General features: G+C 64.5%; 11 protein-coding genes and 1 tRNA gene. 4 read left to right on the top strand and 8 right to left on the bottom strand.

What is annotated here, in order from left to right:
* Positions 1-68: 68 nt before the first annotated feature.
* Positions 69-2,195 (bottom strand): type VI secretion system Vgr family protein, encoded by a 2,127-nt coding sequence (locus WKW82_RS22800; RefSeq protein WP_340344621.1) that lies wholly within the window; start codon positions 2,193-2,195, stop codon positions 69-71.
* Between the two features lie 227 nt (positions 2,196-2,422).
* Here WKW82_RS22800 and WKW82_RS22795 point away from each other — a divergent pair, with 227 nt between their 5' ends.
* Positions 2,423-2,959 (top strand): DUF2946 family protein, encoded by a 537-nt coding sequence (locus WKW82_RS22795; RefSeq protein WP_340344620.1) that lies wholly within the window; start codon positions 2,423-2,425, stop codon positions 2,957-2,959.
* 255 nt (positions 2,960-3,214) lie between these two features.
* Here WKW82_RS22795 and WKW82_RS22790 read toward each other — a convergent pair whose 3' ends face one another.
* The 5 genes from WKW82_RS22790 to WKW82_RS22770 form a co-directional block, all read right to left on the bottom strand.
* Positions 3,215-3,739, bottom strand: coding sequence for a hypothetical protein (locus WKW82_RS22790; RefSeq protein WP_340344619.1), 525 nt, complete (start codon positions 3,737-3,739; stop codon positions 3,215-3,217).
* A 228-nt stretch (positions 3,740-3,967) separates the two neighbouring features.
* Positions 3,968-4,678: a c-type cytochrome gene (locus WKW82_RS22785; RefSeq protein ID WP_340344618.1), complete on the bottom strand. Its 711-nt coding sequence runs from the start codon at positions 4,676-4,678 to the stop codon at positions 3,968-3,970.
* Between the two features lie 108 nt (positions 4,679-4,786).
* Complete coding sequence (locus WKW82_RS22780; RefSeq protein WP_340344617.1) at positions 4,787-6,199, bottom strand: efflux transporter outer membrane subunit; 1,413 nt, start codon at positions 6,197-6,199, stop codon at positions 4,787-4,789.
* Positions 6,200-6,212: 13 nt separating this feature from the next.
* Positions 6,213-9,374 carry an efflux RND transporter permease subunit gene (locus WKW82_RS22775; protein WP_340344616.1) on the bottom strand — a complete coding sequence of 1,054 codons (3,162 nt, stop codon included), beginning with the start codon at positions 9,372-9,374 and terminating at the stop codon, positions 6,213-6,215.
* Positions 9,375-9,387: 13 nt separating this feature from the next.
* Positions 9,388-10,791, bottom strand: a complete 1,404-nt coding sequence (locus WKW82_RS22770; protein WP_340344615.1) for an efflux RND transporter periplasmic adaptor subunit — start codon at positions 10,789-10,791, stop codon at positions 9,388-9,390.
* A gap of 185 nt (positions 10,792-10,976) precedes the next feature.
* Between WKW82_RS22770 and WKW82_RS22765 the strand changes: the two genes are divergently transcribed.
* The 3 genes from WKW82_RS22765 (at position 10,977) to WKW82_RS22755 (ending at position 13,082) form a co-directional block, all read left to right on the top strand.
* Positions 10,977-11,654: a TetR family transcriptional regulator gene (locus WKW82_RS22765; protein WP_340344614.1), complete on the top strand. Its 678-nt coding sequence runs from the start codon at positions 10,977-10,979 to the stop codon at positions 11,652-11,654.
* Between the two features lie 42 nt (positions 11,655-11,696).
* Positions 11,697-11,771: transfer RNA gene (locus tag WKW82_RS22760), tRNA-Arg, on the top strand.
* 375 nt (positions 11,772-12,146) lie between these two features.
* Positions 12,147-13,082 carry a XamI family restriction endonuclease gene (locus WKW82_RS22755; protein WP_340344613.1) on the top strand — a complete coding sequence of 312 codons (936 nt, stop codon included), beginning with the start codon at positions 12,147-12,149 and terminating at the stop codon, positions 13,080-13,082.
* 99 nt (positions 13,083-13,181) lie between these two features.
* Here the strand turns inward: WKW82_RS22755 and WKW82_RS22750 are convergent, their stop codons facing one another.
* Together WKW82_RS22750 and WKW82_RS22745 are read right to left on the bottom strand one after the other, a co-directional pair.
* A complete protein-coding gene (locus WKW82_RS22750) occupies positions 13,182-14,768 on the bottom strand; it encodes an Eco57I restriction-modification methylase domain-containing protein (protein WP_340344612.1) in 1,587 nt (528 codons plus the stop codon).
* The gene (locus WKW82_RS22745; protein WP_340344611.1) at positions 14,765-14,953 is read right to left on the bottom strand and encodes a plasmid-related protein; all 189 of its coding nucleotides are present in this window, start codon (positions 14,951-14,953) and stop codon (positions 14,765-14,767) included. The genes WKW82_RS22750 and WKW82_RS22745 overlap by 4 nt, the downstream gene beginning before the upstream one ends.
* Positions 14,954-15,017 lie beyond the last annotated feature (64 nt).

Below are 15,017 nucleotides of genomic sequence, written 5' to 3'. Positions count from 1 at the left end.
ATCGGCTCCGCGCATCTTCTGGGGTCTTGATTGCAACTGTCGGGGGATCAACTTCCAACGCTTGGGCATCATCGCGCGCCGACCGGCGGGGAGTATTTCAGCAGCCTGATAAGGCTGGTGTGGGCGCCGCTCGTGATCGCGTGATGCTTAAAGCTCGCGTGGTGCGTAGTTCCGGCCGTCGTACTTTCGATGCCCGCTGGGCTGGCCAGAACGAGGTGTGGTTCACTGAGTTCGGGGAACTGCCCTTGCTCGCGATTGCCTCCGCTGCCCGCGAGCTCGTTGTTCTGCTCCTTCAAGGCCTTGGCGACTTCATCCTGGTCGCCGCTCTGGTGGGCCTTGGCCTGCTGGGCGGTATCGCTCAGCGATTCATGCTGATCGCGTCCCGCCGTGAGGCGCGCGACGGTCTCGCCCATGTCCGTGATGTGTGCGTTTGCGCTGGCGCGCGATTCGGTCGTGAGCAGCATGCCTTCCGCCGCCCTGACAGCCCCATGCCCGTCCGAGCGCAGTTCGAACCCCTGCCCTCTGGGGTCCTGCCGCCCCACGTTGCGCTCGATCCGCGTGATGTGCCCGAGGCTCAACTGGCTCGCATCGTGGTCACTGCGAATCTGCGCCTGGATCTTGCCTTCGGTGTCGTCCAGCAGCACGTGGTTGCTGCGGCCAGCCGGTGAATTGCCTCTGTCACCCTGAAGCTCGCGGCTGCGCAGGCCCGTGAGCGCTTTCTGGCTCGGCAGTTCCCACGGCGGCATGCGCCAGGCGTTGTAGACCACCCCAGTGACCAAGGGGTGGTCGGGGCAGCCGTCCAGATGCACCACGACCACCTCGGAGCCGACGCGCGGGTGCGAGACCATGCCGGTTTCTCCTCCGGCCCAGCTGCTGCTGACGCGCACCCATGCGGTGTGCTTTCCTTCGCGATCCCAGTGATACTGGATTCTTATTCGACCGTACTGATCCACGTGCAGCGAGCCCGCACCCTCCGGACCGACCACGGTGGCGGTCTGTGGGGCCAGCACTTGCACACGGGTGCTGTTGTAGCCGCGGCCGGGGCGCCAGTAGACGTAGCGCCGGGAGGCGACGAAGGTGTTGCTGTACTCGGCGGGCTTGCCGCTTTCCTGCAGGTAGTTGTTGCTCGCGGTGTGGACGGCCGAGACGATCAAGTACTTGGTGTCGTTGTCTGTGCTGCTCTTGACGCCGAAGTGCTCGGTCAACTGGAACCAGCGGCCCGGTTGCACCTGGTAGTTGTTGCTCTCGGCCTGGTGGTACTTGGCAACGGCGTCGAGTTCATCGGCGCGGCGTTCGACGTATTCCTGGCTTCCATTGGAGCGCAGGCCATAGGCGCCCGTGTACTCGTGCACTTCGAGCCGGGGCATGTCGCCGGGCTGGTGGTGGGTGATGGTGATCGCGTGGACCGGGCGCGGGTTCTTGAAGTTGAAACCGATGGCGGAGTATTCGGTGGGGATGCCTTGCCGTGTCGGGGCCAAGGCCTTGATGGCGTTTTCTTCAGCCGGGCCGCCAGCGCTGTGAAAGCGGATCTCGGGACTCGCGCCGTCGATGGCCGGGCCGATGGTGGTGTCGTCGGTGAGCACCAGCGTGTGGCCGTCCTTCGCATGCTCGTAGCGATAGCTCAGGCCGAGCGCTTCCCAGCGGGCATGGAGGTAGTTGGCATCCGATTCGCCGACGCCGCCACCCTGGCAGGCCATGGTGATTTGCGGGTCATCCGAGGTGGCGACCCAGCGCCATTGCGGCAACGCGCCGTAGTCCGCGAAGATGGTGGTGGTCTGGGCTTCGAGCGTTTGCGCGAGGAACACGCGGTTGTTGCTGCGGAGGGTGAGGTAGTGCAGCCAGGGGCGCAGCACGGCGATGTAGTGGGCCACACCGTCATCGGCCTTCACGAGGGTGAACTCGAAGCAGTACCCGGTGAAGTAGCGCAGGCTGCCGTCGGGGCGAACGAGGGAGACGACCAGCAGCTTGCCGAGCATGTCCTTGAGCTTGAGCCTGGCGCTGTCGGCCAGCAGGTGCAGCGTGTAGCGGAAGTCCCGGCTCAGCGCCTCTTCGGCTTCGAGACGGTCGATGACGATGTGGACGTCGGCCTTGCGGCCGTGGGTGTCGGTGACCTGGGGGGCGTCGTCGTGGGGGAACGAGAGAGTGATCAAGCGCTTGCGCTGATCGAAGCCGAACGAAAAGAACCTGCTTGGCATTGCTGTCCGATGTGTCGAATACATCCCAGGACAGCCTGCCGCGGTGTTCCGCAGTCCTTGTCTTGCCATCCTCCCTGTGCGTTCCGTTGGCGTGCAAACGAACGCGTCCGAATCATATCGGAGCAAAGATTCCTGGAGAAGCGAGGATTGCGTGTGAACCTGCCACGAAGCAATGCCATTGCCTTTTCAATGTCGAACGCCTGGGCCGATGCGCGCAAAATGTCCGCATGGATGACATCGTCAAGCAAGCCATTGCCAAATGGCCCAACGTGCCGCATTGCTACGGCTGGCTCGGCCTCGATGCGCGTGGAAACTGGTATTTGCGGGACGACCGCACGCAGGCGGCGGGGCCGTTCGTCGAGGCGCGGGGCTCGCTGCTGGCGCATGCCAAGCTGATCGACTTCATCCAGCGCAACTACGAGCACGACGAGGCGGGCCAGTGGTTCTTCCAGAACGGGCCGCAGCGCGTGTATGTGGAACTGGAAGCAGCGCCGCTGGTGTGGCGGATTGCTGAAGGCGACTTCGCCGTCACGGCGCACACCGGCGTGGCGGCCGAGCCCACTGCCTGCCTGATGGACGAATCCGGAAAGCTCTACCTGGTGGCAGATGCCGGGTTGGGGCTTGTCCATACGCAGGATGTGGGCGTGGCGGCGGAAGTGATCGAGCAAGGGCGCTGGCAGCCGGAGGACGTCCTGGCCGCCGATTTGCCCACACGCTTCGGGCATGTCATGAGCCCTGCGGCGATGCATTCGTCGCGGAAGTAACCGCCCTCGAATGACGGACGCGCGGTGCGCGGTCGGCAGACGCTTCGTTCAACGCGAGCCCCTTGCCAATGAAAACGCCCTCCGGCTTACCGGAGGGCGTTTTGTTTTGGATGGCTGGGTGATCATTCCTGGCCATGGCGCAGGCCACGTGTCCTGCCTGGCCCCTCTCCCCCGGGGAGAGGGCTGGGGTGAGGGCACCGACCCGTCGCCTCGACGCAGCCTGCACAAGTTGCGCAGCCCGCAGCCTCAGACGCTTCAGCCCTTGCGGGCAGCGCGCGCCGGCTTGGCGATCACAGCCACTTCGGTCATTTCTTCCGTGACCGTCGCGAGGCGCGCTTCCACAGCCTTGGCGCCTTCAACCATCTTGTCGGCCAGTTGCGACACCAGCGAAACGATCGGCGCGTTCAGCGTGCGCACGGCGTCGAGGTTGCCGAGTTCGAAGGACGATTCGACGCGGGCCACGGTGCTCGACATCGATTCGATGCTGCTGTTGGCACGCTTGGCGATCGTGTCGATGGCCTGGTTGGCCTGGTCGTGCGCGGTCTGTACGCCCTTGAGCATGTAGCCGGCCAGCACTTGCTGTGCGTTCACGAGTTGCGACTTGATGTTGTCGTCGATCATGGGGATCGAACGTGCGTCCAGCGCCGACACGAGGCGGGCCTTGGCGTCGTCGAGCATGCGCACGGCGGTGGCGCGGTAGGCCTTGTTCAGGGTCTTGCCGGCAGCGCTGTACTGGGCAACGACGTGGTTGGCAACGGTGGTGATGGATTGGTTCGTCATGGCTTGTTTCCTTTGGGTTTCAGTTGGTATGGACGTATCTTCCCGCTGAAGGCGTAGTCGGCAAAAGCTAGAACCGGTCGATAGTTGGAGCATGTGCTCTATGGCGCTGGCGCCTCGAATACGGGCCGCAGCGGGTGCGCCGACCGCAAGCCGGCTCGTGAAGAATCCAAGCGCAAAAAAGAAAGCCGACCCAACGGGTCGGCTTCGGCTTGAAGAGATTCCGCCTGCTTACTTGGCGGGAGCCGGTGCTGCAGGTGCCGATTCAGCGGTGGCAGCCGGTGCGGCGGCAGGAGCCGGCGCAGCAGCAGCAGCAGCAGCAGCTGGTGCCGCTTCAGCCGCAGCAACAGGCGCCGCAGCCGGAGCCGCACCATCCGCCGCAGGCGCAGCACCTGCGGCCGGCCGGTCCGGCACCGGGAACTTGGCGCCGCCCGAATTGGCCATGTAGACCACCGCGCGGCCAATTTCGAGGTCTTCGAAGTCGCCGCCGGCCTGGGCCGGCATGGCACCCTTGCCCTTGAGCGCATGCTCGAGCAGCGTGGCATAGCCCTGGCCGATGCGCGGCGCCCATCCGGCGGCATCGCCGAAGTGCGGCGCCGTCGGCAGCCCGGGGGTGCCGTGGCAAGCCGCGCATTGCGCCTTGAACACCGCTTCGCCCTGTGCGAGCGGCCGGTTGGCGTCGCGGATCTCGATGCTGCCGACACGCTTCAGGCGCTCGGCCACTTCCTTGTCGCGCGCTTCCTTGGTCACGCCGTACAAGTTGAGCTCGGTCTTGGCCGCGCCGGCGGGCTGCGAGCCCGACACCACGTAGGCCACCAGTGCAAAGATGATCCCGATCGGTACGACAAACGAGAAGAAAACCGCCAGCAGCAACTGCTTGGGATTCTTGATGGGGCCGGTGTGGGCTTCTTCTGTGGCCTGGTAATGCGGGTCTGCGCTCATTGGCGTCCTCAAAATCGGGGGCTTCTCGGGGGTCTGCAAATCAACCGGCGATTATAGGGAGGGCGTTCGCATGCCCTCGGGGTGCGGAACAAAGGTTTCTGCCGCCGCCTATCCCTTCCACCCGCCCCCCAGCGCCTTGTAGAGCGTGACCTGGTTCTGCAATTGCTGCAGTCGCCCCTGCACCGAGGCCTGTTGCGCGAGGAACAGCGAGCGCTGCGCATCCAGCAGGTCCAGCGAACTGGCAATGCCGTTGCGCCAGCGCAAGGTGTTGAGCTTCAGCCGCTCGCTCTCCGCCGCCGTGGCCGCACGCAATGCACGCACCTGCTCGCCCAGCGTCTGCCGGCCGGCGAGTGCGTCGCCCACTTCGCGGAAGGCGCTCTGGATCGATTTCTCGTACTGCGCCACGGCGATCTCCCGGCTGGCACGTGCCGAGTCGAGGTTGGCCTGGTTGCGACCCGCATCGAAGATCGGCAGCGTGATCTGCGGCGAGAACACCCAGGCCTTGGTGCCGCTGTCGAACAGGTTGGAGAACTGCGAGCTCTGCGTGCCGATCGAGGTGGTCAGCGCCACGCGCGGGAAGAAGGCCGCGCGCGCCGCGCCGATGTTGGCATTGGCGGCGATCAACTGCTGCTCGGCCGCGCGGATGTCGGGCCGGTCGGCCAGCAGGTCGGAAGGCAGGCCGGCGGGCACGTCGGCCATGGGCCTGGCGTCTTCGAGGCTGCGGATGCCAGCCATCGATTCGGGCGGCACCGGCGCGCCCAGCAGCAAGGCCAGCGCGTTCTCGTCCTGGATTCGCTGACGCTGCAGCAAGGCCAAGGCCGCACGCGCGTTCTCGGCCAGCGAGGTGGACGACTGGTAGTCGATGTCGGAAGACACGCCGTTGTCGAAGCGCATCTTGGTCAGGCGTTGCGTGTCTTCGCGTGTGGCCAGCGTCTGGCGCGTGATTTCCAGAAACTCTTCATCCGCCAGCAGTTGCAGCCAGCCATTGGCCACCGCGGCGATCAGGGCGATCTGCGCCGCATTGCGCGCATCTTCTGTGGCGAGGTACTGGGCCAGCGCCGCGTCCTTCAAGCTGCTGATGCGGCCGAAGAAGTCCAGCTCCCAGGCGGTGATGCCGAGATTGACCGAGTATTGCGACGACACGCTGCCGCCAAAGCCCAGCGCCTGGTACGGATTGGGACTGGACCGCGTGCCGGCGGCCGATGCGCCCACATTCGGGAACAACGCCGAGCGCTGCACCTGGAACTGCGCGCGCGCCTGCTCGATGTTCTGCACCGAGATGCGCAGGTCGCGGTTGTTGGCCAGCGCCGTCTCGATGAGCCGGGCCAGGCGCGGATCGGTGAAGAAGTCCTGCCAGGCCACGGTCGATGCCGCCGGGCCGCCGGGCTGCGAAGGATCGCCGGGGAACACGGTCGGCACCGGTGCGGCGGGGCGCTGGTAGGTCGGCGCCAGCGAACAGCCGCTGATGAACAGGGCCGCCGCCAGCGCGAGGGGGATGAGTTTCATGCTGCGTGAAGACATGGCGTGCTCGCGATCAGTCATGGGCTTCTGCCTGGATGCCCGCGGCCTGCGCATGGCGCAAGTCCGCTTCATGCTGGCGCTTGCTGCCCTTGAACAGCGTGCGCACCACCACGAAGAACACCGGGACGAAGAGCACCGCGAGCGTGGTGCCGGTCACCATGCCACCCAGCACGCCGGTGCCGATCGCACGCTGGCTGGCCGAGCCCGCACCCGAGGCCAGCACCAGCGGCAACACGCCCAGGCCAAAGGCCAGCGAGGTCATGATGATCGGCCGGAACCGCAGGTGCGCGGCAGCCAGTGCCGACTCGATGATGCCCTTGCCGGACGCCTGCAAGTCCTTCGCGAACTCGATGATCAGGATCGCGTTCTTCGCCGACAAGCCGATGATCGTGATCAGCCCCACCTGGAAGTACACGTCGTTCGAATACGCGCGCAGCATGGTCGCCAGCAGCACGCCCAGCACGCCCAGTGGCACCACCAGGATCACCGCGAGCGGAATGGTCCAGCTCTCGTACAGCGCGGCCAGGCTCAGGAACACCGCCAGGATCGAGAAGCCGTAGAGGATCACCGCCTGCGCGCCTGCGAGCTTTTCCTCGCGCGACTGGCCGGTCCATTCGAAGCCGAAACCGGCCGGCAGTTGCGATGCCAGCTTCTCCATCTCCTCCATCGCCGCGCCCGAGCTGTAGCCCTGTGCGGCAGAGCCCGAGATGCGGATCGCCGGATAGCCGTTGTAGCGCACCGTCTGCTGCGCGCCGTTGACCCAGCGCGTGCTTGCGAAGGCGCTCAGCGGCACGGGCTGACCCTGGTTGTTGCTGGCGTTGAGCTTCAGCAGGTCGCCCGGCTGCATGCGGGCCGGCGCATCGGCCTGCACCACCACGCGCTGCAGGCGTCCGCGGTTCGGGAAGTCGTTGATGTAGGCCGAGCCCAGCGCGGTCGACAGCGTGGTGTTGATCGCATCGAAGGTCACGCCCAGCGCATTGGCCTTGTCGCGGTCGATGTCGATCTGCAGTTGCGGTGCGTCTTCCAGGCCGTCGGGTCGCACCTGCGTCAGCAGATTGCTCTGGCTGGCCATGCCGAGCAACTGGTTGCGAGCGTTGACCAGCGCCTCATGGCCCATGCCGCCGCGGTCCTGCAGGCGGAAGGTGAAGCCGCTCGCGGTGCCCAGTTCAGGGATGGGCGGCGGGGAGAGCGGATAGATGAACGCATCGCGCACACCCATCAGCGCGCCGAACGCGCGCCCGGCCAGCGCCTCGGCCGAATGGCTCGGGTCGTGGCGCTCCTCCCAGTCCTTCAGCGTCACGAAGGCGAGGCCCGCGTTCTGCCCCTGGCCCGAGAAGCTGAAGCCCAGCACGCCCACCATGCTCTGCACTTCAGGCTGCTTGAGGATGAAGTCCTCCACCTGCTTCATCACCGACAGCGTGCGCTCCTGCGTGGCGCCTGGTGGCAACTGCACGTTGACGATGATGTTGCCCTGGTCTTCCTGCGGCAGGAAGGAGGTGGGCAGGCTGCGGAACACGTACACCACCGCGGCGATGATGGCCAGGTAGATGATCAGGTAGCGCGCCGCTCGCTTCAGGATGCGCGCGACCAGGCTTTCATAACCCTTGGCCGTGCTGCTGAAGCCGCGGTTGAACCAGCCGAAGAAGCCCGTCTTCTCATGGTGATGCCCGGCCTCGACCGGCTTCAGCAAGGTCGCGCACAGCGCTGGCGTCAGCGACAAGGCCATCATGGCCGAGAAGGCGATGGACGCGACCATCACCGCCGAGAACTGCCGGTAGATGTTGCCGGTGGAGCCCGAGAAAAAGGCCAGCGGCACGAACACCGAAATCAGCACCACCGTCACGCCGATGATGGCGCCGGAGATCTGCTTCATCGCCTTGCGCGTGGCCTCGAGCGGCGGCAGGCCTTCCTCGCTCATGATGCGCTCGACGTTCTCCACCACCACGATCGCATCGTCCACCACGATGCCGATCACCAGCACCATGCCGAACATGGTCAGCACGTTGATCGAGAAGCCCAGCGCGAACAGCACGGCAAAGGTGCCGAGCAGGGCGATCGGCACCACGATGGTCGGAATGATCGTGTAGCGCCAGTTCTGCAGGAACAGGAACATCACGACGAACACCAGCGCCACGGCTTCCAGCAGCGTCTTCACCACCTCGGTGATGGAGAGGCTGACGAAGCGCGAGCTGTCGTACGGAATGATCCACTTCACGCCCTGCGGGAAGTACTTGGACAGCTCCGTCATCTTGTCGCGGGTGGCCTTGGCCGCGGCCAGTGCGTTGCCGCTCGGCGCCAACTGCACGCCGATGCCCACGGCCGGCTGGCCGTTCAGGCGGGCCGCCGTCGCATAGGCCTGGCCGCCCAGCTCGATGCGGGCCACGTCCTTCAAGCGCACGGCGGAGCCGTCGGTGTTGGCGCGCAGCACGATGTTGCCAAACTGCTCGACCGATGAGAGCTGGCCGTTGACTACCACCGTCGCCGCGATGCTTTGGCCCGCCACGTTCGGCAGGTCTCCGATCGTGCCCGATGACACCTGCGCGTTCTGCGCGCGGATGGCTGCGTTGACGTCGCTCGCCGACAGGTTCAGGCCCTGCAGCTTGGCCGGGTCGATCCAGATGCGCATGGCGCGCTCGGTGCCGAACAACTGGGCCTGGCCGATGCCGGGCAGGCGCTGCAGCTCCGGCACCACGTTGCGCGCCGCGTAGTCGCCCAGCGCGGTGGTGTCGATGGCCGGGTTGTCGGACGACAGGATGGTGAACAGCAGGAAGTTGCTGCGCGACTTGTCGACGCGCACGCCCTGCTGCGTCACTGCGGCGGGCAGGCGCGGCGTGGCCCGCGAGAGGCGGTTCTGCACGTCCACCTGCGCGAGGTCGGGGTTGGTGCCGGTCTGGAAGCTGATCGTGATGGTGCCGGTGCCGTCGGCCTGTGCGACCGACTCCATGTAGATCAGCCCGGGCGAACCATTCATCTCGCGCTCGATGACGGACAGCACGCTGTCCTCCAGCGTCTGCGCCGACGCGCCGGGATAGGCCGCGCTGACGACGATGGCGGGCGGCGCCACGGGAGGGTATTGCGAGATCGGCAACTGCGTGATCGCCACGCTGCCCATCACGATGATGAACAGCGCGATCACCCACGCGAAGATCGGGCGCTCGATGAAGAACTTGGCCATGCGGGCGCGCTCCTTACTGCTTCGCGGCCGGGGCCGGTTCGGCCGGCGCGGCGGCGGGGGCAGCAGGTGCGGCAGAAGGGGCGGGCGCTGCGGCAGCCGGGGCGGATGCGGCAGCGGCAGGTGCGGCAGCAGCGGGAGAAGGTGCAGCAGCGGCAGGCGCAGCTGCGGGAGCGGGCGCAGCGGCAGGGGCGCCGGCGGCAGCCACCGGTTTCCACGGCACCGCCTTCACCGGCGTGCCGGGCGGCATCATCTGCAGCTTCTGGAAGCCGTCCACCATCACCTGTTCGCCGGCCTTCAACCCGTCGAGCACCACCCACTGGTTGTTGCGGGCGGCGTCGATCTTGACGGTGCGCTTGGTGATCTTGCCCTCGGCATCGACCACCGACACCGTGTCGCCCTGCTGCGTGCGCGTGACGGCCTGCTGCGGAATCGTGATCGCGTTGTTGATCTGCGCCTGCTCGATGCGCACCCGCACATAGAGGCCCGGCAGCAGTTCGCCCTTGGGATTGGGCACCTCGGCCCGCAGCGTGACCTGGCCGCTGGTCGGGTCCACCGTGAGGTCGGTGAACAGCAGCTTGCCGGGCTGTGCGTATTCGCTGCCGTCTTCCAGCACGATGCGCACGCTGGCGGCGTTCTCGCCCGCGGCGCGCTTGAACTGGCCGTCCTGCAGGGCGCGGCGCAGCTTCAGCGTGTCGGTGGCCGACTGGGTGAAGTTCACGTAGAGCGGGTTGATCTGCTGGATCACCGCGAGCTGCGTCACGTCGTTGCCCTGGCCGACCAGCGCGCCTTCGGTGACCAGCGCGCGGCCGATGCGTCCGGAGATGGGCGCCGTCACGGAGGCATAGCCGAGGTTGATCCTGGCGGTGGCCAGCGCGGCGCGGCCCACGGCCACGTCGGCCTCGGTCGCCTTGGCGGCGGCCACGGCCGTGGCGTATTCCTGCTTGCTCACCGCATTGGCTTCGACCAGCGGCTTGTAGCGCCCGGCCAGTTCCTTGGCCTGCGCGGCATTGGCCTCGGCCCGGGCCAGCGCAGCGGCGGCACTCTGCGCGGCGGCGGCATACGGGGCCGGATCGATCTTGAACAGCGGCTGGCCGGCTTTCACGTCGCTGCCTTCGCGGAACAGGCGCTCCTGCAGGATGCCGGCGGCGCGGGCGCGCACCTGAGCGATGCGCGAGGCTTCCAGCCGGCCCGGCAGTTCCGTCACCAGGCCGACTTCGCCCGGCGTGGCGATCACCACGCCGACTTCAGGTGCCGGCGGCTTGCCGCCACCACCGGCACCACCCGGCGCACCGCCAGCTGCTGCCGGCGCTTCGCTCTTGCCGCAGGCGGCCAGTGTCAGCAGCGCCACCGTGGCGGCGGCGGCAACGACAGCGCGCACCGAAAACGACAAACGTTGAGTGACATGCGATGCAGGCATGCGATTCCTTCCAGTGAGCAGGGCAGCGGGGAGAGAGGGGACCCGGCGCAGTCTACAGAGCCAAGCAAAAACCGTGGCAATGCGGGTCCGGGCAAGTCCGCTAGTTTACATACGTCGGTGAATGTATATTGAATGGGCCCGGACTACCGGGAGTTCACGCATACACCCACAACCCAGGAGGAACATTGGCCCGCCGTACCAAGGAAGAAGCACTCGCCACCCGTCATCGCCTGCTCGACGCGGCCGAGTTGCTGTTCCAGCAGCAGGGGGTGTCGAACACCTCGCTGCAGCAGATCGCCGAGCGGGCGGGTGCGACGCGCGGGGCGATCTACTGGCACTTCAAGGACAAGGCCGACCTGTTCCACGCCATGATGGAACGCGTGACCCTGCCGCTGGAGGCCGACGCCCGCATCGAGGACCATCCCGGCGAAGACCCGCTCGACGTCATCGAGCGCGGCATGCTCGGCGCGCTGCGCCAGGTGACGACCGACCCGCAGGTGCGCCGCGTGTTCGAGGTGGCCACGCAGAAGGTCGAGTACGCGGGCGAGACCGCGTCGCTGCACCGGCGCCACCTGGAAAGCGCGAACGCCTGCGTGGCGGATTTCGAAAAGGCGCTGCGCCTGGCGGCGCGCCGCTCACGCGTCAGGCTGACCGTGCCCGCGCCGATGGCGGCGCAGGGGCTGCACGCGCTGATCGCCGGGCTGATCCAGAGCTGGCTGCTCGACCCCGAGGCCTTCGCGCTGGTGCCGGCCGGGCGGCGCAACTTCAACGCCTTCCTGGCGGGGCTGGGCTTCGACCGGCCGGGGCTGCGGGCCGAAACCCCACCCAAGTTGGTGGCAGCCGCCGCGAACGACGCGCAATAGGCGATAATCCAAGGCTCCGGCCCAACCGGAGCACAACCCTCTCTCGCTGTATTTCAACGGATAGAATTCGGCCCTCCGAAGGCTGAGATCCAGGTTCGATTCCTGGCGGCGGGACCATATTTCACAGCGTCACATCCTGCATCAAGACCCGCACGCGTCGCAGCGTAGCGGGTCTTTTGCTTTTGCTCGCCGCTCAGCTTTGGCAACCCTGGTGTCTTGCCGGTCCCTGTCTGCCGCTCGCGGCTCGCAAGTCAAGCAGGACAGGTCGTGGACATTTCGACCTGCCTATTTCGGCGCGAAGGGTCCTGAATCGGCGCAGCGACAAGCGGCAAGGTCGTCGGCACCATTCGAAAAGATTGCGCGCCAATGCGAATGGCTAACAAAAACGCAGGTAGCCTTTGATAGAGTTGTTGCGATGACAATAAAAAACAACTTAATTCCCCGTTGCTCGAACGTTGCTAAACTGTTAAAGAAAAAAGTACGGGGTGGCGAATGGCAACGTTGACGCCCGCACAGGTGGCGCTCCACACCAACGAAGCTCAGCTTGCTAAGCAACGATACATCCTGTCGCGAACACCGGTGCGAGACGCTAGTGATTGGCACGGCGCGCTGCGACTTTCGCGTCAGTTGATCGCCGACGCCTTGCGAGCCTCAACGTTCCTAACAGACATTCCAGCAGCACTTCGTGCTAGTGGTACGCACATGCTGGTATTCAGACACATCATGGCGCCGCCAACCAGCCAAGATCAGTTCGCGCTGATGTGCCCAACATGGCGGAAAAGCACCGAAAGACCTCCAGATGCAGGACGGACCAGGAGACCTATGCCCGTACTGCAAGCGCAAAACGCGGCGGCAGTATTTTTGGCTCGGCGATCGCAGTCTCTTACCCCGTGGCTGGACGCTGGGCGGCGGCCGTTCCCTCGTGAATTGCGGAGACTCCTTTGGTCTGTTGCACCGTCAATCGCGAATCAGCAGTTTGTAACTTTGCAGCGCGGGAAGGCGGCCGTTGCGCAGGAGGGTGCAGTCATAAGCATGCTTCAGCGGAAAGGATGGATTAGGCGGCCAGGGAGCCTCTTGGATACTCGAGCAGAACTTCCCCTCCGGCACTTCATGCACAAAACACGGTACGCCACCGCAGCGGCAACTCCGCAGGAAGTCGATATCGCTATGGGTCTGCGAAACACTGTTGTACTCGCTATGGAGTGCAAGGTCTCAAATGACCAGACCAACTCGGTTAAGCGGGTCAACGACATTCTTAAAAAGGCTACAGCATGGAAAACACACTGGGGGAGTTTTGTTAAGACCGCAGCGCTATTGCAAGGTGTGATTGCGCCAAAAGATGTCATCCGATTGCATGAGGCTGAAGTCGAAGTGTTTTGGTCACACGATCTCACAGCTTTTGAAGCGTGGATAGACAGTCAGACCTAAGCAGGATTGACCTTTGCCCTGACACCGGACCGAAGTCTGTAACAATCCAGTTTGTCTTTGAATGGCTGTGGAAGGCGACCTCAACGTGCGCGGAGACCTTCAGACGTGATGGAGGGCATCCAAGTGTGGGACTCGTAAGCGTTCAATTTCCTTTGGTTCGAACTTAGTCAGGCCGCCGGCGTAAGTCCTTCCACTATCGGTATTGATGTTTGCGTTGAGCCATCCCACGAGACGGGTCATCGTTTCGGGTTCCAGTGGCTTGCGCGGATACAGCCCATGAGCGATGTTGATGTGTCGTGCGCCGCACGAATTAAGTGTGAACTGCGGCGGGCGTCGGGCCATGTACGTGCACAGGATGGGTGCGGGGGCTTTAAGGCCCACGGACCACCAAGCTTTGCGGTGCTGCGCTACGTATCCCTGATCGGCTCCTTGCGCCTTCGCCCACGTGAGAAAAGCGGCGATGCGCTGCCGTTCTTCTGTCGAGAATTCGTCCAGCTCCGGCGGCAAATCAATTACACGACGCAGGCCCTCGGTGGAGTGCAGACGCGCACCGGCAAATATCAGATCCTTGGCTTTGGTTACTGCTGGTAGCTGGACACGATTGGGGAGGTGCTGCGCGTGGTCGCCTGCTATCCAGATTTCGTTCGCCCCTGTTACCTGCCCGCGATGCACGCGAAACAGTTCCCCAAGTTCGACGTCCCCAAGCGTAGGAGACACGCTCGGGCGAACGATGATCGACCATCGAGGCGCTTCTTGCAGTTCGCCGCGGGGTATGTCGCTACCTACAGTCAGCCCATTTAGGCTGGCTAGCTTTTCAACGGATCGGACGCGTAACGGTGCGTCCCTTTCCCCTACGCGAAAGCAAGTTATTGCAGCCGTGGTTGCTGTGCCGGGGAAAGCTTCGACAGTTGGCTTTAGGACATGCAACGCAATGCCACCCAACTCGTCAAGCAGCAGCTTGCGCAATGCCGAGCCGTAGTTGACATCCAACCATTCGGCTGAGGTGATGAATGCCCCCACATCACCGGCCTTCGCTAGCAACCGCGTTTGCAGAAAAAAGTGCAGATGAAGGCCGGCGAGCCCACTTGCCTTGATTCCAAAATCCGCAAAACGCGAGGCGTACCAAGCCTTCCAATTCTCCGAGATGTCGTGATGTCGCACGTACGGCGGATTTCCAACGAAAGCCGTTTTTCCCGCGCACTTTGGCAGCTCGACTTGACGATAGTCCTTGAGCATCACCGTTGTGCGCTCGGCCCAACCGCGTGCATTTAGGTTTGCTCGCAACATCAACGCGGCCAAGGGGTCCGTTTCGATGGCGACAAGTTCTGCACTTGGAAAGGCTTCCCCCGCGGCAAGAATGAATCGCCCGGACCCTGCGCCTGGATCGATGACGCGCTTAGGGAGGCCTTGCGCAGCGAGCCAACTCATCATTGATTGAACTACCGGCTGCGGGGTATACACCGCTCCTGCCGCGCGTCTGTCGTGTGCTGAACGCACCGACAAGAACGCTTCGCCAAGAGGGTCGGCACGGTCAGCGATTGCCTGCCGTGTCTGTTGAAGGTGGGCCGCTTCTATCGGTATCGTTGCGGTTGCGGCAAGCTCTTGCTCAGCGGGTGAAAGGTTGCTTCGCCCGTCCAAGAGTGCAAGGCACATCGCAATGAGTTGTTGTTCGGTCTGCATGGTCATTTTTGTTTTTTCTCACGACTAGCAAAGAGGTCAGATTGGCCCAGTTGCTGCTTCTCGGTGAAAGCCCGCATGAAATCGCGCAACACGTCGGCTGCGACGACGTTTTGCGACCGACAGGCCTGAATAAACGCTTCACGCAGTTCCCTTTCCACGCGTATGCGCATGCCTGAATCTTTGTGCGACATCGCTCGATGATAGTGCATGGATACACGTATGTGTATCCATGCAGAAGCCGATAAAGCTCCCGGG

The organism is Variovorax rhizosphaerae, from assembly GCF_037889975.1.
GTDB classification, from domain to species: Bacteria; Pseudomonadota; Gammaproteobacteria; order Burkholderiales; family Burkholderiaceae_C; genus Variovorax; species Variovorax rhizosphaerae.
The sequence above is the reverse complement of the archived record's forward strand: the minus strand, read 5'-3'. Positions and strand labels throughout refer to the sequence as shown.

Excerpts from the sequence above, each read along its gene's own strand:
- WKW82_RS22755 (WP_340344613.1), top strand. The coding sequence starts at position 12,147 with ATGGCAACGTTGACGCCCGCACAGGTGGCGCTCCACACCAACGAAGCT.
- WKW82_RS22785 (WP_340344618.1), bottom strand. The coding sequence starts at position 4,678 with ATGAGCGCAGACCCGCATTACCAGGCCACAGAAGAAGCCCACACCGGC.
- WKW82_RS22795 (WP_340344620.1), top strand. The coding sequence starts at position 2,423 with ATGGATGACATCGTCAAGCAAGCCATTGCCAAATGGCCCAACGTGCCG.
- WKW82_RS22775 (WP_340344616.1), bottom strand. The coding sequence starts at position 9,374 with ATGGCCAAGTTCTTCATCGAGCGCCCGATCTTCGCGTGGGTGATCGCG.
- WKW82_RS22780 (WP_340344617.1), bottom strand. The coding sequence starts at position 6,199 with ATGTCTTCACGCAGCATGAAACTCATCCCCCTCGCGCTGGCGGCGGCC.
- WKW82_RS22800 (WP_340344621.1), bottom strand. The coding sequence starts at position 2,195 with ATGCCAAGCAGGTTCTTTTCGTTCGGCTTCGATCAGCGCAAGCGCTTG.
- WKW82_RS22790 (WP_340344619.1), bottom strand. The coding sequence starts at position 3,739 with ATGACGAACCAATCCATCACCACCGTTGCCAACCACGTCGTTGCCCAG.
- WKW82_RS22745 (WP_340344611.1), bottom strand. The coding sequence starts at position 14,953 with ATGTCGCACAAAGATTCAGGCATGCGCATACGCGTGGAAAGGGAACTG.
- WKW82_RS22750 (WP_340344612.1), bottom strand. The coding sequence starts at position 14,768 with ATGACCATGCAGACCGAACAACAACTCATTGCGATGTGCCTTGCACTC.
- WKW82_RS22770 (WP_340344615.1), bottom strand. The coding sequence starts at position 10,791 with ATGCCTGCATCGCATGTCACTCAACGTTTGTCGTTTTCGGTGCGCGCT.